15 protein-coding genes, 1 tRNA gene and 2 pseudogenes are annotated in these 21,064 nt (G+C 61.8%); 8 read left to right on the top strand and 10 right to left on the bottom strand.

All coding sequences use genetic code 11. The features are described 5' to 3' along the window. Nucleotides 1-3: 3 nt before the first annotated feature. The gene (locus IPM27_10095) at nucleotides 4-4,077 is read right to left on the bottom strand and encodes a hypothetical protein (protein MBK9161892.1); all 4,074 of its coding nucleotides are present in this window, start codon (nucleotides 4,075-4,077) and stop codon (nucleotides 4-6) included. 86 nt (nucleotides 4,078-4,163) lie between these two features. On the opposite strand from IPM27_10095, the pseudogene glnE reads away from it, so the two are divergent. Next, a pseudogene (gene glnE, locus IPM27_10090) lies at nucleotides 4,164-6,889 on the top strand (bifunctional [glutamate--ammonia ligase]-adenylyl-L-tyrosine phosphorylase/[glutamate--ammonia-ligase] adenylyltransferase). Here the strand turns inward: glnE and IPM27_10085 are convergent. Then, nucleotides 6,871-8,160 carry an adenylate/guanylate cyclase domain-containing protein gene (locus tag IPM27_10085; protein ID MBK9161891.1) on the bottom strand — a complete coding sequence of 430 codons (1,290 nt, stop codon included), beginning with the start codon at nucleotides 8,158-8,160 and terminating at the stop codon, nucleotides 6,871-6,873. The pseudogene glnE and the gene IPM27_10085 sit on opposite strands and share 19 nt — an antisense overlap. A gap of 192 nt (nucleotides 8,161-8,352) precedes the next feature. Here IPM27_10085 and IPM27_10080 point away from each other — a divergent pair, with 192 nt between their 5' ends. From IPM27_10080 to IPM27_10065, 4 genes are all read left to right on the top strand, one after another. Then, the gene (locus IPM27_10080) at nucleotides 8,353-9,273 is read left to right on the top strand and encodes a branched-chain amino acid transaminase (protein ID MBK9161890.1); all 921 of its coding nucleotides are present in this window, start codon (nucleotides 8,353-8,355) and stop codon (nucleotides 9,271-9,273) included. Next, entirely contained in the window at nucleotides 9,248-9,484 is a 237-nt protein-coding gene (locus IPM27_10075) for a zinc-finger domain-containing protein (protein ID MBK9161889.1), read from the top strand. The genes IPM27_10080 and IPM27_10075 overlap by 26 nt, the downstream gene beginning before the upstream one ends. 157 nt (nucleotides 9,485-9,641) lie before the next feature. Beyond that, nucleotides 9,642-10,685, top strand: a complete 1,044-nt coding sequence (waaF, locus tag IPM27_10070) for a lipopolysaccharide heptosyltransferase II (protein MBK9161888.1) — start codon at nucleotides 9,642-9,644, stop codon at nucleotides 10,683-10,685. Further along, the gene (locus IPM27_10065) at nucleotides 10,678-12,054 is read left to right on the top strand and encodes a phosphomannomutase/phosphoglucomutase (protein ID MBK9161887.1); all 1,377 of its coding nucleotides are present in this window, start codon (nucleotides 10,678-10,680) and stop codon (nucleotides 12,052-12,054) included. Before waaF ends, IPM27_10065 begins: the two co-directional genes overlap by 8 nt. Before the next feature lie 46 nt (nucleotides 12,055-12,100). On the opposite strand, the gene ychF is transcribed toward IPM27_10065, so the two are convergent. From ychF to IPM27_10025, 8 genes and pseudogenes are all read right to left on the bottom strand, one after another. Further along, the gene (gene ychF, locus IPM27_10060) at nucleotides 12,101-13,192 is read right to left on the bottom strand and encodes a redox-regulated ATPase YchF (protein ID MBK9161886.1); all 1,092 of its coding nucleotides are present in this window, start codon (nucleotides 13,190-13,192) and stop codon (nucleotides 12,101-12,103) included. 64 nt (nucleotides 13,193-13,256) lie between these two features. Continuing rightward, complete coding sequence (gene pth, locus IPM27_10055) at nucleotides 13,257-13,832, bottom strand: aminoacyl-tRNA hydrolase (protein ID MBK9161885.1); 576 nt, start codon at nucleotides 13,830-13,832, stop codon at nucleotides 13,257-13,259. Nucleotides 13,833-14,033: 201 nt separating this feature from the next. After that, a complete protein-coding gene (locus IPM27_10050; protein ID MBK9161884.1) occupies nucleotides 14,034-14,678 on the bottom strand; it encodes a 50S ribosomal protein L25/general stress protein Ctc in 645 nt (214 codons plus the stop codon). Between the two features lie 81 nt (nucleotides 14,679-14,759). After that, entirely contained in the window at nucleotides 14,760-15,710 is a 951-nt protein-coding gene (locus tag IPM27_10045) for a ribose-phosphate pyrophosphokinase (protein MBK9161883.1), read from the bottom strand. 88 nt (nucleotides 15,711-15,798) lie between these two features. Continuing rightward, nucleotides 15,799-15,873 (bottom strand) — tRNA-Gln (locus IPM27_10040). Between the two features lie 7 nt (nucleotides 15,874-15,880). After that, nucleotides 15,881-16,728 (bottom strand): annotated as a pseudogene (gene ispE / locus IPM27_10035) (4-(cytidine 5'-diphospho)-2-C-methyl-D-erythritol kinase). A gap of 240 nt (nucleotides 16,729-16,968) precedes the next feature. Beyond that, on the bottom strand, nucleotides 16,969-17,667 hold the full coding sequence (gene lolB / locus IPM27_10030; GenBank protein MBK9161882.1) for an outer membrane lipoprotein LolB: 699 nt from the start codon (nucleotides 17,665-17,667) through the stop codon (nucleotides 16,969-16,971). Then, entirely contained in the window at nucleotides 17,559-18,497 is a 939-nt protein-coding gene (locus IPM27_10025) for a tetratricopeptide repeat protein (GenBank protein MBK9161881.1), read from the bottom strand. The genes lolB and IPM27_10025 overlap by 109 nt, the downstream gene beginning before the upstream one ends. Before the next feature lies 1 nt (nucleotide 18,498). On the opposite strand from IPM27_10025, the gene IPM27_10020 reads away from it, so the two are divergent. From IPM27_10020 to IPM27_10010, 3 genes are all read left to right on the top strand, one after another. Then, nucleotides 18,499-19,272 (top strand): hypothetical protein, encoded by a 774-nt coding sequence (locus IPM27_10020; GenBank protein MBK9161880.1) that lies wholly within the window; start codon nucleotides 18,499-18,501, stop codon nucleotides 19,270-19,272. An 83-nt stretch (nucleotides 19,273-19,355) separates the two neighbouring features. Beyond that, nucleotides 19,356-20,315: an ABC transporter ATP-binding protein gene (locus tag IPM27_10015; GenBank protein MBK9161879.1), complete on the top strand. Its 960-nt coding sequence runs from the start codon at nucleotides 19,356-19,358 to the stop codon at nucleotides 20,313-20,315. 5 nt (nucleotides 20,316-20,320) lie between these two features. Next, the gene (locus IPM27_10010; protein ID MBK9161878.1) at nucleotides 20,321-21,064 is read left to right on the top strand and encodes an ABC transporter permease subunit; all 744 of its coding nucleotides are present in this window, start codon (nucleotides 20,321-20,323) and stop codon (nucleotides 21,062-21,064) included.

Below are 21,064 nucleotides of genomic sequence, written 5' to 3'. Positions count from 1 at the left end.
GATTCACTTTCCTGTTTGTCTGGTCTGGTTTTCCATCTGTCTGGCCGGAGCGCGCCCTGCCTTGGTCACGCTCGGATCATTCCATGTGCCGGTGACATTGTATTCAAACGACACCAACTTATCGAGCGGATCTCCCAGCACCTTGTTGACGATGAGTGCGCCGATCCCCGCCACCGGGCCGGCCGCGAACGCCCCGAGCAGCGATACGCTGTCACCCAGCGTCGGCAGGATACGCACCTGCAGATCCTGTGTTTCGCGGTTCAGATCGACACTGCCTTTCATGGTCACCTTGGCGGACGAGCCGTCGATATGGAAATCCTCCGTGTCCATCACGCCATGCTTGATCTTGGCATTGCCATTGATGTTGTCGAACTGGAACCCGTCGCTGAACACATCGGTGAAATCCAGCGTGATGCGCTTGGGCAATGCCTGCAGACTCAGGATGCTGAGCAGCTTCCCGATGCCCGGTTCCATCTTCAGGAACTGTCCCTTGCCGGTATCCAGCTTGAGCGTGCCGTCCAGTGTGGCGTAATTGAATTCAGCCGGCGTTCCAGACCACAGCAGGTTCGCTGCCAGCTTTCCGCTACCGCCCTTGACGGTGTTCGGGTAACCGGAACGTGTCAGGATCTTTCCGGCATCGCTGATCTCCAGTTGCAGATTGACCTGGCTCAGAGCTCCCTTGCTGATACCGTCGCCCGATTGGGGCGCAGCCCTGTCCTTGCCGGAGTCTGCCGCAGGATCGCCGCTCCCGATCGTGGGCGCGTTGCCATACCAGATCCCGTCGCCCATCAGCGAACCGTCCGGATTGGTGATGCGCAGGCGGCGCATGCGCCAGCTCTGTCCTTCCGGATGGCCGACCAGTTCGAACCGGCCGATCTGCTTGCCCTTGATCTGCAGATTCTCGATCGCCACTTCCAGCGCGGGCAGACTGGCCGGGTTCGTCGTGCCGTCCTGCACGGTGCGGGCGGGCTGCTGCGCGGCCTTGCTGCTCCTGGCCGACGGTGCGGATCGGAGCGATGGTTCGTCGCCCGGCCATTGCATGTTGTCCAGATGCACGCTGAATTTCCCACCCGCTTCATACCCGTGCGGCAGCCAGGCCACTTCACCGTTCAGCACGTTGCTGGAAAGCTGCGCAGCCAATCCGTCGCCGCGCTCGGCAGCATCGATGTGCAGCCCATTGACGGTCATGCCATAACCGACCAGCTTCCTGACGGACAGTTTCGCTCCGGCGATCGGAAGCGGCGAGACACTTTCGCCATCGCCCGCCAGCCCTTCCCAGCCCTGTATCGACAGGACCGGCAGATTGCCGATCAGCCACACGCCATCCCTGTCCGTCCACTTGCCTGCCCCGCCGAAATCGATCACGCCCCGCTTGACCGCCATCGCGCCGTTTTCGTCGCGTCGCGCCAGACGCACGCTGAGCAGCTTGCCAAGTTGCGCACGGATGACATCCTGCCCTTCGGCGACGTTCACCTTTTCCACATGCAGCGGCATGGCTTCGTTGGCACGCTTGGCAAAAGGTTGCGGCAGGCTGGAACCGATCCCCTCCAGCGTGGAGTTGACGGTGAGCTGCGCGGAACTCTTCACCACGGCGATATCCGCATCCCACGCCGCGCCACCGCGCAGATATTGCAGCAGGGGATGAGGGTCGGTAGCGCGAAGTTTGTCGAGATCGCTGCGTCCCTTGACGACGGCATGTACCACACCGCCTTCGGCGGTCTGCATGTCGATGCTGGCATCCCCGCCGAGTATCTTCGCGGATACGCCCTTTGCCTGCATCCCGGACTCGGTGAAGGAAAGCTCTCCGCGCGTGTCGCGCAACCAGGGGATGCCCTTGCCCAGGTCGATATCGTTATCCTGCACGCGGTACGTGCCCGACACCTGTAACGGCGTACGGTCGGGTACTTTTTGCAGGCTTGCGCCCTGCTCCGCCGTACTTTGCGCGGCATCGGCCGCAAGCGCACCCTCCTGCGCGGCGGTATCCGTTCCGCCGCCCAGCAGCGGAAAACGCACGAACAGATCGAGATGCCCGTCACCGACGGCATGCATACCGTCAGTAAAGCTGTCGATATAGCCGCGCACCGGGCTGCGCTGGATGTATTGCAGGAAGACATCGCTCGCGCCCGTCGCCTCGCCCCGGATCTCCAGCGGCACATCCTCGCTCGCCAGATCCGGCATGACGGCACTGACGTTGCGCAAGTTCGCCCCCAGCGTGGTCGCGGAACCTGCCTTCACTTCAAGCTTGTTGCCGCGTATCCAGAATTCGCCCGAGATGTTTTCGATGACAGGCCAATCCTTGTCGAATTCCAGCGTGACGCCTTGCGCGTGCCCGCCGATCTCGAGCAGCGCCTTTTCGGTCCCATCCAGCGGGAAATCGTCCAGGTTACCCTTGATGCGGACGCGGAAATCTCCGGTCTGACCCGACTGGATCGCACCTTTCAGCCAGTCGTTGTCCTCCTTGTCCAGCGCGACCAGCGGGGTATACCGGTAAGCTTGCCGGACATCGCCGCGCGTCAGGCTGATCGTCAGGTCGATTAGCCCCCTGCTCGCTCCCTGTGTCCGGTAACTGCCATACAGATTACCCGCCAGATCATCGTTGGCGATGGCGACATTATTGACAGTGACCGACCACTCGCCACGCCTGCGCTCCCAACCTGCCTGTCCGCTCAGTGCGCTAAAGAACAGCGGCTCGACCAGCGCGCCGGGTGCATCCACCTGCAGACCGTGGGCGCGGATATTCATCGAGCCGCCCTGGTCGTTGCCGTCCACATCCAGCGATAACCCTGAGAATCCCGGCATTCCATCGTATTGGCGCATCGCGAGGTTCTCGAACTGCCCCTTGATCCTGAAGCCGTCCATCTTTTCCAGCGAGCCCTGCCATTGCACATCCAGGTTGTCCACCTCGCCTCTCGGCGCATAAGCGTCCAACCGGGCGCGCAGACCGGCTTCCAGCGGCACGAATGCCGCCAGGCTGGACAGGGTCTCCAGTTGCAACCGGTTGGCGCGTAACGTACCTCCCGCCGCGCGGCCCTCTCCAGGGGACACACTGCGAAAATAAAAATCCGTGGGTTGCAACGCCAGACCGTTCTTCAGGCGCATCGCCAGATGCCGCGTGGAGACCTCCAGCCCGCCCGGCACATCCTGCCACGCCGCGCGGCCGTGCAGGTTGTCCACCGTCATTTCCTGCACGTCCGCGGACAGCCGGGTCACCACATCATGCAGATCCATGTCGGCGGTGAGCTGCGTCACCTTTCCGCCCTCCAGGCTCAACCAGCCGCGCAACGCACCGCGCCCGCTGCTGAACTCGTCCGGCAGGTCCAGCCAGGGGCGCCATGCCGTCACGTCGGTATAGTCGAGTTGTGTAAAAAGGCTCCCGCGCCATTCGCCGAGGTCGTCGAAACTGTCGCCATGGAAATCGCCGCGCACATCCAGCGGCGTGGACAGCGCGGCCGGCGGCAGGGCGCGCAGCGCGAAACGATGATGGCCGAAGAAGTTCTCGAAGCGCAGGCCTACCTTGTGCAGCACCAGCGGCGGAGCTTCGCGCAATTCGTCCACCCAGACGATGAGCCCATCGCTTACCGCCATGTGCGACTGGTGGAGCAGCCAGTTCGCCAGATCGCTGTCGCCGCCCTGCTTGTTGAGGGCGATGCCGCCGATGAAGATCCGGCCTTGCGCATCCCGCCGGATCAACAGCTCCGGCCTGGATATTTCCAGGCTGGCCAGCCGCAGTTCCGCAGTGAGCAGCGACATCCACGACACGCTACCGTCGATGCGCGGCAATTCCAGTGCGGGCTGCCCCCTCTCGTCCAGGATGGTCACTTTGGAAAACCTGAGCCGTGGATGGAACCCCTGCCAGTCCGCCTCTATCCGGCCGATGCCGACCGGGTTGCCGAGCGCGATCGCCATGGATTCGGTGATCCTGTCATGGTGCTGTCCGATATCCGGCAGCACCCAGTAACGTAGCACGATGATGGCGCACGCGATCAACACGGCGATCGTCGCCGAAACGACGATGACCAGGCGCGTCAGCCAGTTCAGACTGTGCCAGAGCAATCGGACAGGAAGGGATTTCAACATTGGTATCGAACGAGCAAAATCGCCGGAATATGTGCGAGGGACTTATAATCGAAGCCAGTTCGCATTCTAACTTGAAGCCCCCCCCCATGAATACATCAAACATGCCATCCGCAACCTTCGAGGTCTTGCTGTCGAAAACGCTGCACTGCAGCCGTTATGTTCGCCGTGCGCTGGAGTCCGACACCTCCATCAAGGAATGGTTGCAGGAAAACCACGCATCGCCTTCCGGTCATGCCGAACTATGGGCTTCGTTGCGACAATCCGGCCATGATCTGGACGACGAGGCCGACCTGACGCGCGCATTGCGCAGATTGCGCAAGCAGACGATGACCAAGCTGATCCTGCGCGACCTGAACGGTCTTGCCGACCTGAACGAGGTGATGCAGACCATGACCGCGCTGGCGGAAGTCGCGGTGCAACAGGCGCAAACCTGTTTGATGCGGTCGCTGCAACAGCAATTCGGCAGCCCCTTGTGCGCGACGAACCGCGAACCCCAGGAATTGCTCATCATCGGCATGGGCAAGCTGGGCGGCGGCGAACTGAACGTCTCGTCCGACATCGACCTGATCTTCGTCTACGCCGAGGACGGCGAGACCGACGGCCCGCGCAGTCTGGGCAACCACGAATTCTTCACCCGCTTCGGCCGCCGCCTGATCAGCCTCATTAATGAACTTACCGCCGACGGCTATGTGTTCCGCGTGGACATGCGGCTGCGGCCCTATGGCGACAGCGGTCCGCTGGTGATGAGCTTTGCCGCGCTGGAAGAATACCTGGTCAGCCAGGGGCGTGAATGGGAACGTTACGCGTGGATCAAGGCGCGCGTCATCGCGCCGGCCGAAAATCCGAAAACCGGGGAACTGGAGCGACTCGCGCGACCGTTCATATTCCGCAAATATCTTGACTTCGGCGCGATCGATTCGATGCGCAAACTGCATGCACAGATCCGCCAGGAAGTGCAGCGGCGCGACCGCATGAACAATATCAAGCTCGGTCCGGGCGGCATACGCGAGATCGAATTCACCGCGCAGGTATTCCAGCTGATACGCGGCGGACGGGATGCCGCCCTGCGAATCCGCCCCACCCGCAAGGTTCTGCAATTGCTGGCGGCGAAAGGGCAGCTTGCCGAGACTGCGGTTGCCGGCCTGGATGCAGCCTACGTCTTTTGCGCAATCTGGAACATCGGTTGCAATACCTGGACGACCAGCAGACCCAGGAACTTCCCGGTAAAGACGAAGACCGGCAGATCGTCGCGGAAGCCATGGGCTATGCCGATTTCACCGCGCTGCTGCACGACCTCGACCAGCATCGTGCGCACGTCACCCGGCAGTTCGAACAGGTCTTCAGCCAGCAACGCGAAGAGCAGGACGATGCACAGGTCTGGCGCGAAGGCATCACCGCCGACGAATTGACGGCATATCTGAAAAACCTGGGATATCGAGATGACGCGGCAAGCGTGGAGCGTCTGTTGCAACTGCGCAACAGCAGTCGTTATCGCCAGCTGCCAGACCTGAGCCGGCAGCGCGTCGACAAACTGGTCCCGCAGTTCATCGCGCTGGGCGCGCAACACGCCGACCCGGACACGACCCTGTCCAGGCTGCTGAGCCTGCTGGAAGCCGTCAGCCGGCGAGCCGTTTACCTCGCCTTCCTCGCCGAATTCCCGCAGGCCCTGCAACGCCTGGCCACGCTGGTTGCGGCAAGCCGCTGGGCAAGCGAATACCTGACGCAGCACCCTGCACTGCTCGACGAACTGCTGAGCGCACGCGAGATCTACCAGGCGCCATCATGGTCGCAGATCGATCACGACCTGCAGACCCGTCTCGACGATTGCGCCGCCGACACGGAACGCCAGCTGGACGTGATGCGCCATGTCCAGCAGGAGCAGATATTCCACCTGCTGGCGATGGACCTGCAGAATCTGCTGCCGCTGGAGAATCTCAGCGATCACCTGAGCGACCTGGCCGACCTGATCCTGCGCCATGTGCTGACGCTCTGCTGGGCGACTGCGCGCAAGCGGCATCGCGACAACGCGCGATTTGCCATCATTGCGTACGGCAAGCTGGGCGGCAAGGAGCTCGGCTACGCCTCCGACCTGGACCTGATCTTCCTGTACGACGACGACCATCCCGATGCGCAGGAGGTCTATGCACGACTGGGACAGCGCATCAATGCGATGCTGGGCAGCTACACCTCGTCCGGCCGCCTGTACGAGACCGACCTGCGTCTGCGCCCGAACGGCGCGAGCGGCCTGCTGGTCAGTTCGATCGGGGCATTCGCCGAGTATCAGGAGCGTCAGGCCTGGGTATGGGAACACCAGGCATTGACGCGCGCACGCTTCTGCGCCGGCGACGCGCAAGTAGGAACGGCTTTTGAGGACATCCGCCGCCGTGTGCTGTGCCAGCCGCGCGACCCGGGCGAACTGCGCAAGGAGATACTGTCCATGCGCCGGAAGATGCATGACGGCCATCCCAACGACACGCCGCTGTTCGACATCAAGCATGACAGCGGCGGCATGGTCGACATCGAGTTCATGGTGCAATACCTGGTGCTGGCGCACGCCCACCGGCATCCGCAACTGACCGGCAACATCGGCAACCTGGCGCTGCTCAGGCTGGCCGGCGAACTCGGGCTGATCCCCGCCGGACTCGCCGAACGGACCGGCACGCTGTATCGCGTACTGCGCCAGACACAGCACCGCATGCGGCTCAACGACAGTTCGGCGCCCTGCCGCATGGCGCAAGGCGGGATCGACACGCAGGCTTGCCGCGCGCTATGGACGGAACTTTTCGGCGGAGATCAGGCGGAAGCGCCCTGACCCGTTTGCGGCGCCTGGGCGTTGCTATCGACAAGCGAATTGAGGCGGTACATGATCATCTCGCCCTTGCCCTTGACGTGGATGATGGCGGGCGGCGCAAAATCGTATTCGTGCCTGATGCGGTTGTAAGTGGTCTTATCCACCTGGATCACATCCCGCACGGCTTCATCGGTCAGCCGGCTGGCGATGTTCACTGTGTCGCCCCACAGGTCGTAGATGAAACGCTTGGTGCCGATCACCCCGGCCACCACCGGCCCGGTGGCGATGCCGGTATGGATGCCCAGCTTGTATTTCGCGAATTGCGGATCCTTGTTGATGGATTCGCGCATCTCCAGCGCCAGGTTCGCGATGTCGCAGGTGTAGTTGTCGCGTTCACGGCTCAGACCGCCCACCACCATGTAGGCATCGCCTATCGTCTTGATCTTCTCGACGCCATGTTTTTCGCATAGCTCGTCGAACCCGGAAAATATCCTGTTGAGCAACGCCACCATCTGCTCCGGCGAAAGCGATTCGGTCAGCTGCGTGAAATCCACCAGGTCGGCGAACATCACTGTCACGTCGGCATGGCCGTCGGCGATCAGATCCTGGTTATGCTTCAGCCGTTGCGCGATGCTGTCCGGCAACACGTTGAGCAACACCCGCTCCGATTTCTTCTGTTCTTCGGCCAGCAACTGGTGCTGCTGGTCGAGCTGATCCTTGATCCTGTCCATCTCCACGACGAAATAGCGCACCAGGAAATAGATGATGGAAGACATCGCGGCGAAATTGAGCGCAAAGAATATGCCGATGGTTTTCATCGGCACGCCCCCGACTTCCTGCCCGAGGAAATAATCGAACGTGCCGGACACGACCGTCATCACGATATAGGCGATGAACCAGGGAATGGACTCGCGCCAGCTCGACACGACCAGCGCGCCGATCGGCGCCAGCAATGCCCAGAGCATCACACCGCTGGAGGTCACGGAACTCCCGATGCTCCATTGCATGACGAACGGAGCGAACAGGAACAGGCTCAACTGGATGAAACGGAATGTCTCGAAGCGTTTGGTCTTGAAGTAGTAGAGTAGCGAAGCGACCGAGATGATCTGGTATCCGACCGGTACGTTGGCCGAATAGTGCAGCCCCATCATCCAGTAGATCGCCAGCCACAGCACCACCGCCAGATTCATGAAGGCACAGGCGAAGATCAACAGACTCTTGCGCAATTTCTCTTCTTGCGTGTCCGTCGTTTCCTCGGTGATTTCCGGAATGATTCCTGGAAAATTCGTCATCCGCGTACCCGGCCCCTGTTTTTTGCCCAACCTTGGGTTTGATTGACTGCCGTTGTCATGATACCCGATTTAACGTCCGGGGAAACACATCAAATCGAAACCGAAATTTGATGTTGCCGCTTCATAAACCCGCCGGAAAAAGCTAGAATCGTTGCCCTGTAACCGACTCACCCAAACAAAGGAATCCCATTTATGTCGATGTCCGACCGCGACGGTTTCATCTGGTATGACGGCAAGCTCGTGCCCTGGCGCGACGCAACGACCCATGTGCTGACTCACACGCTGCATTACGGCATGGGCGTCTTCGAAGGCCTGCGCGCCTACAAGGCGGCAAACGGAACGGCGATCTTCCGCCTGCAGGAACATACCGACCGCCTGTTCAATTCGGCCTATATCTTCCAGATGAAGATGCCGTACGACAAGGCGACCATCATGGAGGCCCATCGCGAAGTAGTGCGCGCGAACAAACTGGAATCCTGCTACATCCGCCCGATCGTTTTCTACGGTTCCGAGGCGATGGGCATCGCCGCCACGACGCTGTCCACCCATGTCGCGATCGCGGCCTGGCCGTGGGGCGCCTATCTGGGCGACGAAGGCATGCAGAAAGGCATCCGCATCAAGACCTCCAGCTTCACCCGCCATCATGTCAACGTGAACATGTGCCGCGCCAAGTCGGTGACGACCTACGCCAATTCAATCCTCGCGCACCAAGAAGTCGCCAACGACAACTACGACGAAGCACTGTTGCTGGACGTGGACGGGTATGTGGCCGAAGGCGCGGGCGAGAACATCTTCATCGTCAAGAAGGGCAAGCTGTACACGCCCGACCTGACCTCCTGCCTGGAAGGCATCACGCGCGACTCCATCTTCACGCTGGCCGGGGAAATGGGCATCGAGATCATCGAGAAGCGCATCACGCGCGACGAGGTCTATTGCGCTGACGAAGCATTCTTCACCGGGACGGCCGCAGAGGTCACGCCGATCCGCGAACTCGACCACCGGATCATCGGCTGCGGTTCGCGCGGCCCGGTCACGACGAAACTGCAACAGGCGTTCTTTGATTGTGTGGCAGGGAAACATCCGCAACATGCCGGATGGCTGGACTACGTTTAAGGGGAACCACGTGAACAAACAAGACATCACCCAGCGTTATATCGAAGTGACCGCGAAAGACCTGCCGCTCAGCTGCCCGATGCCGGACACACACCTGTGGAGCGCGCACCCGAAAGTGACGCTCCCGCTCAAGCACGGCGGCGAAGCGCGTTGTCCGTATTGCGGTACGCTGTATCGTTTCAAGGGCGAACTACCCAAGGGACATCATTGAAAAGTCCTTTGCACATCTACTGCGCTTGGTGATACTTCGTCGAAAAGTGGTTCCAAACCCTCATGTATAACCGCATACATTCCGACTTCCCGCCTCTTTTCTCCTTGCCCGACCTGCGCTCGCCACATTGTGCAAAGGTCTTGATGCCTGCCCCATAATGCGCAGAATCCTCATCATCGGCCCCAGCTGGGTAGGCGATGCCATGCTGGTACAGCCGATGTTGCTGCGTCTCAGGCAACGCCATCCGGACTGCCTCATCGACGTGCTGTCCCCGCCCTGGACCGCCGCCCTGTTGCGCGCCATGCCGGAAGTGCATGAAGTCATCATCAACCCTTTCCCGCATGGCGCATTGCAACTCGGCGAGCGCTACCGGCTCGGCAGGCGATTGCGTACAGCGCGCTACGACCAGGCCATCGTGCTGCCCAACTCGCTGAAATCGGCCCTCGTCCCGTTCTTTGCGCACATCCCGTTACGCACCGGTTTCGTCGGCGAAGCCCGCTACGGGCTGCTCAACGACCTGCGCAAGCTGGACAGGATCGCGCTGCCGCTGATGGTGGAACGCTTCGCGCAACTCGCCGAGGCGCCCGGCACGCCGGTCCGGCGCCCCATTCCCGATCCGGCTCTGACCATCCCGGTGGCGCAGCGCGATGCCGTTCTGGAAAAGCTGGGCCTGACGCTGGACAAACCCGTCGCAGCGTTCTGTCCCGGCGCCGAATATGGCCCGGCGAAACGCTGGCCGGAGGCTTATTTCGCCGAGACCGCGCAACATCTGCAACAGCACGGTTATACGGTGTGGCTGATCGGTTCCGGCAAGGATCGTCCGGTCGCCGAAGAGATCGACCGGCTCGCGGGCGGCTCGTGCGCCAATCTGTGCGGGAGAACGGATATCGGCGAGGCCATCGCCCTGCTGTCCTGCGCACGCCTGGTCATCAGCAACGATTCCGGCCTGATGCACCTGGCGGCCGCGCTGGATCGCCCGATGCTGGCGCTGTTCGGCTCCAGCAGCCCGCAGTTCACCCCGCCGCTGTCCGCGAAAGCGCATATCCTCAAGCTCGATATTGAGTGCAGCCCCTGCTTCAAGCGCGAATGCCCGCTCGGGCATTTCGATTGCATGATGAAACTCCCCCCCGGACTGGCTTGGGAAAAGTTGCGCCGGATCGATCCCAGTCTCGATCCAGCAATGGAGCGACACGATGCGTGACATCCCCAAGGAGATTTTCAAGGCCTATGACATCCGCGGTATCGTCGGCAAATCACTGACTGACGATATCGTCGAACGGATCGGCCATGCCATCGGCTCCGAAGCCGTGGCGCGCGGCCAGCGTGGCATCGCCATCGGCTATGACGGACGCCTGTCCGGCCCCGCCTTCGCGCGGGCGCTGGCGCGCGGCATCCGGAACAGCGGCATCGACGTCATCGATGTCGGCATGGTCGCCACGCCGATGACCTATTTCGCCGCCTTCCAGCTCAACACCAACTGTGCGGTGATGATCACCGGCAGCCACAACCCGCCCGATTACAATGGCCTGAAGATGGTACTCGCCGGCGAGACCTTGTCCGGCGAGACGATACAGGCGCTGCGCCGGCGCATCGAACAGAACGATCTCACACATGGCACGGGCAGCTACGCACAATACGACATCGCGCCGGAATATCTCGCGCGCATCGTTGGCGACATCAAACTGGCCCGCCCGATGAGCATCACCGTGGATTGCGGCAACGGCGTGGCAGGCGATTTCGCCGCCAAACTGTATCGCGGTCTCGGTTGCGAGGTGACCGAACTGTTCTGCGAAGTGGACGGAAATTTCCCCAACCACCATCCGGACCCGTCCGATCCGCACAATCTTGAAGACCTGATCACCGCGCTGGCGGATAACGGCAGCGAACTTGGGCTGGCTTTCGACGGCGACGGCGACCGCCTCGGCGTGGTCACCAAGGACGGAAAGATCATTTATCCGGATCGCCAGTTGATGCTGTTCGCCGCCGACGTGCTGGACCGCCACCCCGGTGCGGAGATCATTTTCGACATCAAGTCCACACGCAACCTGTTCGACTGGATACGCAGGCACGGCGGCAAACCGATGCTATGGAAGACCGGCCATTCGCTGGTGAAGGCCAAGATGCGCGAGACCGGCGCGCTGCTGGCCGGCGAGATGAGCGGGCACGTGTTCTTCAAGGAGCGCTGGTACGGTTTTGACGACGGCCTGTATGCGGGCGCGCGACTGCTGGAGATACTGAGCCGGCTGGGCAACCCGAGTGCCGCGCTGAACGCGTTGCCGGACGCGGTCTGCACGCCGGAACTGCACGTCCGTACCGCAGAAGGTGAAAACCATGCGCTGATCGCACGACTGCAGAAGGAAGCGCATTTCGACGGCGCGCTCGACGTCATCACGATAGACGGCCTGCGTGTGGAATATCCGGACGGCTTCGGGCTGATGCGCCCATCGAACACCACGCCGGTGATCGTACTGCGCTTCGAGGCGGACGATGTCGCCGCGCTGGACCGGATACAGGAAAGTTTCCGCCGCATCCTGCTGGCGGCCGCACCGGCATTGCAACTACCGTTCTAGCGATCCGGCAAGCGGCAGTCGCTACAAGCTCGACGCCGTCGCGCCGTCACACGTTGAACAGGAAGTTCATCACGTCGCCGTCCTGCACGACGTATTCCTTGCCCTCGACGCGCATCTTGCCCTTTTCCTTGGCGCCATGTTCACCGCCGCAGGCGATGAAATCGACGTAGGAGATGGTCTGCGCGCGGATGAAGCCTTTCTCGAAGTCGGTATGGATCACGCCGGCAGCCTGTGGCGCCGTGTCGCCTTTGTGGATGGTCCAGGCGCGCACCTCTTTCACGCCCGCCGTGAAATAGGTTTGCAGGCCGAGCAGGTCGTAGCCGGTGCGGATCAGGCGATTCAGGCCGGGCTCGTCCAGGCCGAGATCGGCGAGGAATTCCAGCTTGTCGGCATCGTCGAGGTCGGCGAGTTCCTGTTCGATCTTGGCGCACAATGCAACGACCGGTGCGCCCTCCCGTGCCGCATGTTCGCGCAGCCGGTCGAGGTAGGGATTGTTCTCGAAACCGTCTTCCAGCACGTTGCCGACATACATCGCCGGCTTCACGGTCAGCAGGCACAGCGGCTTGACCGTCAGCTTCTCGTCATCGGTCAGGCCGGCAGTGCGCGCCGGGTTGCCCTCGTTCAGGTGCGGCAGCAGTTTTTCCAATACCGCGACCAGGTGTTGCGCATCCTTGTCGCCGGACTTGGCCTTCTTGCCTTCGCGCTGGAGGGTGCGCTCCACCGCCGCCAGGTCGGCCAGCGCCAGTTCGGTGATGATGGTCTCGATGTCGGAGATCGGGTCAACCTTGCCCGCGACGTGCACCACGTTCTCATCGTCGAAGCAACGCACCACGTTGACGATAGCGTCAGTCTCGCGGATGTTGGCGAGGAACTGGTTGCCCAGCCCTTCGCCCTTCGAAGCACCCGCCACCAACCCGGCGATGTCGACGAACTCGACGATGGCATGCTGCACGCGCTGCGGGTTGACGATCTTCGACAGCTCATCGAGACGCGGATCGGGCACCTCGACGATGCCGACGTTGGGCTCGATGGTGCAGAACGGATAGTTCTCCGCAGCGATGCCCGCTTTTGTGAGCGCATTGAACAAGGTGGATTTACCCACATTGGGGAGACCGACGATACCGCATTTGAGACTCATGGCTTTTCCTCTAATAACAGGATTGAGCAAAACCCGCTGCTCCGCATTCCCTCAATCCTAAATCCTAACTACTATGCAGCTTCAGCATCGCCGCTTCCAGCTTGCCCTCGATGACCAGCGGCGAGACATCCTGCGCACGCTGCATCGCCTCATCGATCAGCACCTGTTCTTCCTTGCGCGGCGCGTTCAATACGAAATTGCTCACTTCGCTGCGCTCGCCGGGATGCCCGATGCCGATGCGCAAGCGCCAGAAATCGCGGCTGCCCAGCTGCGCGATGATATCCTTCAGGCCATTGTGGCCGCCGTGGCCGCCGCCCAGCTTGAGTTTGACGCCGCCCGGCGGCAGATCCAGCTCGTCATGCACGACCAGTATCTGGCCCGGCAATATCTTGTAGAACAGCGCCAGCGCGACCAATGCCCGGCCACTGACGTTCATGAAGGTCTGCGGCTTGAGCAGATGCACCTCATGTCCGTGCAGACTCGCCTTGGCGACGAGTCCGTGGAACTTGCTGTCGTTCCTGAAGTTGGCGTTATGCAGGCGCGCGAGCTCATCCACCCACCGGAACCCGGCGTTATGGCGCGTGTCCTCATACTCCCTGCCAGGATTGCCGAGGCCAACGATGAGTTTAATGGCTTGCATATGAATACCTCTAAAGATTCAGAGTCCGCCAAAATGCAAGGCGCGGGGAAAATCTCGCCGCGCTGCATATGCATGGTATGCAAGCCAGAAATTTTTCCGCAACGCCGTAGTTGGGATGAAGTCTGAATTTTGAGTGGCGTTCATAAATGAAAAACCCGCCATGCACCGTTCGATGACATGGCGGGCAGTTCAGATCGTGAATTACTTCTTGGCTTCTGCGGCTGGCGCAGCGGCTTCTGCGGCAGGTGTAGCGGCACCTTCTTCCGATGCGGCCTCCACTGCGCCACGCGGCACTTGCACGACCGCCACGGCATCGCTGGCATGGTGATGGGTCGCCACTTCCACGCCCTTGGGCAGCTTGACGTCGGACACGTGGATGGAATGGCCCAGTTCCAGATTAGCCAAGTCCACCTCGATGAAGGACGGCAGATCCTTGGGCAGGCAGACGATATCCAGATCGTTCAGCACGTGGCTGATCTTGCCGCCACCCAGCTTCACGCCCGGCGCGATTTCACCGTTCAGGAAATGCAGCGGCACCTTGATGTGCATCTTCTTGTTCGCGTCCACGCGCTGGAAGTCGATGTGCTGAACTTGTGCGCGGAACGGATGCATCACGAAATCGCGCAGTTGCACCGCCTCTTTCTTGCCTTCCAGATTCAGCGTCAGCACGGAAGCGTGGAACGCTTCCTGACGAAGCTTGTAGAACACCTCATTGTGATCAATTTCGATCATTATCACGTCACCCGAGCCATACACAACACCTGGCACGCGGCCGGTGTTACGCAGACGGCGGCTCGCACCCGTACCTTGCGCCTTGCGAATTGTTGCATTGATTTCAATCGTCATTTCACTTCTCCAAAAAACGGGACCGTCCGCGACCAGACGATCCCTGCATTGCGGCAACCGACATGGCTGCCGCCAATCCCCTTACTCGGTGAACAGCGAGCTCACCGACTCTTCGTTATTGATGCGGCGGATCGTTTCCGCCAGCAATTCCGCAGTACTCAACTGGCGGATGCGTCCGCAGTTCCGCGCCCGTTCGTTCAGCGGAATGGTGTCGGTGACGACCAGTTCATCCATCGCCGAGTTTTCGATGCGTTCGATCGCCGGGCCGGACAGCACCGGATGGGTACAGTAAGCCAGTACGCGCGCGGCGCCCTTTTCCTTCAGCGCACTGGCGGCCTCGCACAGCGTATTGGCGGTATCCACCAGATCGTCCATGATCAGGCAGGTCCGCCCCGACACGTCGCCGATGATGTTCATCACCTTGGCCACGCCCGGCTTGGGACGGCGCTTGTCGATGATCGCCAGGTCCGCTTCCAGCTGCTTGGCCAGGGCGCGGGCGCGCACCACGCCGCCAACGTCCGGCGACACCACGATCAGATTCGGATAATCGTTCTTCCAAACATCGGACAGCAGGATCGGGCTGGCATAGATGTTATCCACCGGAATGTCGAAGAACCCCTGAATCTGGTCCGAGTGCAGATCCATCGTCAACAGACGGTCCACCCCGGCGCTGGTCAGCATGTCTGCCACCAGCTTGGCGGTGATCGCGACGCGCGCCGAGCGCAGGCGGCGATCCTGGCGCGCATAACCGAAATACGGCATCGCAGCAGTGATACGTCCTGCAGAGGCGCGTTTCAGCGCATCCACCATCACCAGCACTTCCATCAGGTTATCGTTGGTCGGCGCGCAGGTGGATTGCAGCACGAACACGTCCTTGCCGCGCACGTTCTCGAGAATCTCCACCATCACTTCCCCGTCCGAGAAGCGGTTCACCGTGGCACGTCCGAGATGAAGATGGAGATACTGCGCGACCGCCTCGGCGAGCTTAGGATTGGCATTGCCGGTAAACACCATCAAGCTGTCGTAGGACACGTGATTCCCCCAAAGAATCCGATAGCGGGGCCTGCGCCCCGTGAATCCGGCCCAGGCTGTTCACGCCAGTCTGTGCCGAAACTGTGTTTGGCTGGGGAGGTAGGGATCGAACCTACGAATGCCGGAATCAAAATCCGGTGCCTTACCACTTGGCGACTCCCCAATAAAAACTACTCGGACACCCAATCATGCAACGGATGCCTTGCCAATCCTTGCGCAACGACTCCGCGCATCCCGTCGGGCACTGCCGCAAGGCCGCTTCGGCCTGGCTGCGGTCGGGAAATCCGGCGAACACACAGGCGCCGGAGCCGGTCATCATCGCTTTTCCGCAGCCATCCAGCACGGCCAGATAACGCGCCACTTCCGGGTAAAGTTCGCATACCACCGGCTGCAAGTCGTTATGCAGATGGCTTTGCCCTTCCGAGAGGGCGCGCATTGTGATGGAAACAGTGTTCCGTGTCAATTCCGGATGCGCAAAAATACCGGCCGTCGGCACGTGCACCGGAGGGAAAAGCACCACGTACCAGACTTCCGGCAGGGGACATGCCTGCAGTTGCTCACCCACCCCCTCGGCGAATGCGTTCTCGCCGAACACGAACACCGGCACATCCGCCCCCAGCGAGAGCCCCAGTTGCATCAGGCGCTGGCGCGACAAGCCCAGCGACCACAGGCGGTTCAGCGCGATCAGCGTGGTCGCCGCATCCGAACTGCCGCCGCCCAGCCCGCCGCCCATCGGGATGCGCTTCTCCACTGCGATATCCACGCCCAGCGCGCAGCCGGTCTCGGCCTGCAATAGCCGCGCGGCGCGGACACACAGATCGGATTCCTCGGGAACGCCCTCGATGCCATTGGTGCGCTGCACGATGCCATCCTCGCGCAGCGTGAAATGCAGCGTGTCGTTCAGGTCGATGAAACGGAACAGGGTCTGCAGCAGGTGATAGCCGTCCGCCCTGCGGCCGACAACATGCAGGAACAGGTTAAGTTTGGCCGGGGCCGGGCAGGTGATGGTTTGCGTCATTTTGAAAAGATCATCTCACCACGAAGCGCATGAAGATCACGAAGAAATCTTTGGGGAAGGATATCCGAGGACATGTACTCGAGATACTCTCGTTCTCAAAGTAACGCATGGTTTTCCCTTCGCGGCCTTCGTGTTCTTCGTGTTCTTCGTGTTCTTCGTGTTCTTCGTGTTCTTCGTGTTCTTCGTGTTCTTCGTGTTCTTCGTGTTCTTCGTGTTCTTCGTGGTTTAAATACGACAAGGTTATGGAAGCTCCCATTCGTCGATCAGCAACTGCAACTGCAATCCCTCGCGGCTCAATCGCAGGTGCGTCGGCATGCTGTCCGGCTGGTCCCCGGCATAGCGCAGGTAACGCACCTCCCAATCGTCCTGATACAGCACGACGATCCGCCCGCCGGCATCGCGCTCCACCCGTGCCGCGCTGCCGGCGTCCGGCAGCCCGAGCACCCAGCGGTGCAGGCCGTTCAGCGGCAGATGCCAGTGCAGCACCTGCTGCATCAGCGATTCCGCATCGGCGGCCCGGTAATGCTTGTCGCCGTCGTCCAGCGTCGCTTGGTCCGCATCGCGGTAGACGCGCGCAGCCGTGGCACCGAGCGGCGCGAGCAGCAGCAGTTCGTCGGACTGCGCGCGATGCGCCCAGCGCAACCCTGCCGAATGGCGCGTGCCGTTATGGCTGATCGCGATGCGCCCGTTCAAGGTGAACGATGCGGATTCGGCCTGCGCAGGCCGCAACACCGGCGCGGGCGTTGACGACAACCCGGCACAACCACCCAGCAACAACGGAACGACCAGTAAGCAGCAATTCGCCCAAAAATGGAGATCCGGTGTCCGCTTCAAGGCACGAACCGTTTCATCACCGCCTGCAACACTTCGTTGCCGGGATTGGTCTTGAGGCTGTCCTGCCAGATCTTCCTGGCTTCCAGCTTGTCGCCGCGCACCCATAACACCTCGCCCAGATGCGAGGCGATCTCAGCATCGGCATTGGCACCGAAGGCCTTGCGCAACATCTTCACGCTGTCGTCCAGCCTGCCGAGGCGATAGTAACCCCAGCCGACGCTGTCCATGATGGCGGCATCATCCGGCGCGAGCTGCAGGGCCTTCTCCACCAGCGCGACCGCCTCCGGGACGCGCTCGTTGCGTTCCAGCAGGCTGAAACCCAGCGCATTGTAGGCGTGTGCATGATCCGGCTTGATCTGGATCAGCTTGCGCAGCAATTGTTCGGACACCTGATGTTTGCCGAGCTTGTCCGCCTGCATCGCAGCCTCGTAAAGCAGGTCGGGATGATTGGGCAGTTTTTCCAGACCTTGCTGCAACACCCGATAGGCATCCTCCGTGCGCTTCGCGTCGCGCAGGAATTGCGCCTCGATCAGCAACAACTGCACGCGCTGCTGGTTATCGGCAGGCTGCAGCCGGTGCAGGTATTCCAGCGCCTCGTCCGGCTTGCCGCGCCTGTTCAGCAGGTAGGCCGCACGCAATTGCGCCGCATAGTGGAATTCGCCCCCTTTCACCTCGAGGTAATGCGCGAGCGCCTTGTTCTCGTCCTCCTTCGCCTCGCCCAGTTGCCCGAGGTAATACTGCACCGTATCCCTGTCTTTCTTGCCCTTGGCCAGCGCCTGCTGGAGCTGCGTCTCCGCGCCCTGCAGGTCGTTCAGCTGCAGCGAGATCAGCGCGATCGCGAACGCCAGGTCGGGATTGTCCGGGGTCGCCTGCGCCAGGCGCTGGAATTCGGCGCGCGCAAGCGGGTACTGTTTCTGCTGCAGCAGCGCGCGCATATTGCAGGCGGATCTCGCGCTCGTCCGGAAAACCGGACAGATAGCGGCGCAACACTTCCAGCGCCTGCTGCGGCGCATCCTTCATCAGCAACTGCGCCTCCAGCGACACCGCACTGCTCCACTCCGGGCGCAGGGTGCGCGCCTGGCGCGCTTCGTCCAGCGCGACGACCGTGTCGCCCGCCAGCATCGCCAACTGGGCCACCGACCAATGCGCCTCGGCAACGCTCGGATAGGGTTGTGCAAGATTGCGCAGCAGTTTCAGCACGGCTGGCTTGTCCGGATGCGAGGCGACCGACTGCAATATCTGCAGGAAAACCTTCCCTGCATTCGCCTGTTCGGCCTGCAACACCTTGGCCAGCTCCTGCTGCGCCTCGTCCAGCCTGCCACCGCGCAACAATATCGAAGCCAGCATCCGGCCCGCCATCGGCGAGGTCGGCTCGAGTTCCTGCCACTGGCGGAACGCCTCGACGGACTTTTCCATGTCGCCGGATTCGAACGCCAGTTGCGCGGCGCGCCTGGCCATGCGCGGGTCGCGCGTCCGCCGGACCAGATCGGCGCTCGCTTCCACGGCCAGCGCCTTGTGTCCGCGCTGGTTGGCGATCTCGGTCAGCAGGAATTCGTACAGCAGCTCGTCGCTCAATTCGACGTCGGGCAATACCGGTGCGACCTCTGCCTGCGGCGCGGGCTGCGGCGCAGACTGTGCCGGTTCGGCGCGCTGCGGCGCCTGCGCACAGGCGCCGAGCAACAAACTGCCGACGATAAGGTATTTATATGAACACATGGCGATAACTGCTTTTGATGCGGGCGCACATATTAGGTTATATTTAGCCGAACCCACAACCACGACACACCCCTACCTTGTCCAACGCCCCATCCGAAATCACGCTCTCCGCGCGCAACCTGACGCGCAGCTTCGGCAACAGACAAGTGATCCGCGACGTATCCCTGCAACTGAAGCGCGGCGAAGTGCTCGGCCTGCTCGGCCACAACGGCGCGGGGAAGAGCACCACGCTGCAGATGCTGACCGGCTGCCTGCTGCCCGGCAGCGGCACGATCGAGATTTGCGGCATCGACCTGCAACAACGCCCGACGCTCGCGAAGATGCATATCGGCTACCTGCCGGAAACGCCGCCGCTATACCGCGAACTCAGTGTGGACGATTACCTGACCTTCGCGGCACGGCTGCGCGGCCTGCAGCGCGACGCTGTCGCCGATGCGCTGGCACAGACCCGGCAGCGCTGCGGCCTAGAGACGGTCGGCAGCAAGATCATCGGCACCCTGTCCAAGGGCTACCAGCAACGCGTCGGCATCGCGCAAGCCATCATCCACCGGCCGGCTGTGATCGTGCTGGACGAACCGACCGTCGGCCTCGACCCCGCGCAGATCCGCGATATCCGCAGCCTGATCCGCGAACTCGGCAACACGTACAGCGTGATCCTGTCCACCCACCTGCTCGGCGAAGTGGAAAACGTGTGCGACCGCGTGGAGATCATGCAACACGGCAGGCTCATCTACGGCGATACCAGCGCGCGCATGCAGCAGTACGGCAGCGTATCCGGCTTCACCGTCAGCCTGGGCAACCCGCCCGCCCTGGACGAATTGCAGGGCATCGCCGGCATCGCCAGCGTCGAACGGCTGTCCGACACCCGCTTCCGCGTGTTGCATGCGCCGGGAGAGAATCCCGGCAGCACGTTGCTTGCCCTGGCCGCGCAACATGGCTGGCAACTGGAACAGCTCACCCCGTTACAGACCACGCTGGAAGAAGTGTTCGTCAAGATCACCGATGCCGAAAACGCCGCCACGGGAGACCGCCCATGATGCGCCTGATCACCTTGCTGGCGATGCGCGAACTGCGCAGCCTGTTCGCCATGCCCTCGACCTGGTTCGTGCTCGCGGTGCTGCAATTCATCCTCGCCTGGTTCTTCCTGGCGCGGCTGGAGGCGTTCCTGGAGATCCAGCCGCAACTCGCCCAGCTCGCCAACCCGCCCGGCGCGACCGCCATGGTGGCCGCGCCGCTGTTCAATACCGTGGCGATACTGCTGATGATGCTGGTGCCGATGTTCACCATGCGCATGATCGCCGAGGAACGGCGCAGCCAGACGCTCACGCTGCTGCTGTCGGCGCCACTGTCGGGGCGGCATATCGTGCTCGGCAAATTCCTCGGACTGATGGCCTTCCTGACCATACTGATGGCCGGCGTGCCGTTGATGGTCTATACCCTGGCGCTCGGCACGCAGCTCGACCACGGCCTGCTGCTGAGCAACCTGCTCGGCCTGCTGCTGCTTTCCGCCTGCTATGTCGCGTTGGGACTGTACGTCTCCGCGCTGACCACGCAACCCGTCATCGCCGCCATCGGGGCGCTGGCGGTGCTGGCCGGCCTGTGGCTGGCCGACATCGGCGCGTCTGCGGAAGATTCGGTCTGGCACCTCACCTCGCCGTTCAGGCGCTTCGAGAGTTTCAATGCCGGCTTGCTGGACAGTGGCGATGTCGCCTTCTTCCTGCTGTTCACCGCCTTCTTCCTGCTGCTGACGATGAAGCGGCTGCATAACAACCGCCTCTACGGATAA

Source organism: Nitrosomonadales bacterium, assembly GCA_016716325.1.
Classification (GTDB): Bacteria; Pseudomonadota; Gammaproteobacteria; order Burkholderiales; family Gallionellaceae; genus Gallionella.
Note: the sequence above shows the minus strand (reverse complement) of the source record. Positions and strands in the feature narration are given on the sequence as shown.

Excerpts from the sequence above, each read along its gene's own strand:
- IPM27_10095 (MBK9161892.1), bottom strand. The coding sequence starts at position 4,077 with ATGTTGAAATCCCTTCCTGTCCGATTGCTCTGGCACAGTCTGAACTGG.
- IPM27_10085 (MBK9161891.1), bottom strand. The coding sequence starts at position 8,160 with ATGACGAATTTTCCAGGAATCATTCCGGAAATCACCGAGGAAACGACG.
- IPM27_10080 (MBK9161890.1), top strand. The coding sequence starts at position 8,353 with ATGTCGATGTCCGACCGCGACGGTTTCATCTGGTATGACGGCAAGCTC.
- IPM27_10075 (MBK9161889.1), top strand. The coding sequence starts at position 9,248 with ATGCCGGATGGCTGGACTACGTTTAAGGGGAACCACGTGAACAAACAA.
- waaF (MBK9161888.1), top strand. The coding sequence starts at position 9,642 with ATGCGCAGAATCCTCATCATCGGCCCCAGCTGGGTAGGCGATGCCATG.
- IPM27_10065 (MBK9161887.1), top strand. The coding sequence starts at position 10,678 with ATGCGTGACATCCCCAAGGAGATTTTCAAGGCCTATGACATCCGCGGT.
- ychF (MBK9161886.1), bottom strand. The coding sequence starts at position 13,192 with ATGAGTCTCAAATGCGGTATCGTCGGTCTCCCCAATGTGGGTAAATCC.
- pth (MBK9161885.1), bottom strand. The coding sequence starts at position 13,832 with ATGCAAGCCATTAAACTCATCGTTGGCCTCGGCAATCCTGGCAGGGAG.
- IPM27_10050 (MBK9161884.1), bottom strand. The coding sequence starts at position 14,678 with ATGACGATTGAAATCAATGCAACAATTCGCAAGGCGCAAGGTACGGGT.
- lolB (MBK9161882.1), bottom strand. The coding sequence starts at position 17,667 with ATGGGTGCGCGGCGACAAGCTGGAAGCCAGGAAGATCTGGCAGGACAG.
- IPM27_10025 (MBK9161881.1), bottom strand. The coding sequence starts at position 18,497 with ATGCGCGCGCTGCTGCAGCAGAAACAGTACCCGCTTGCGCGCGCCGAA.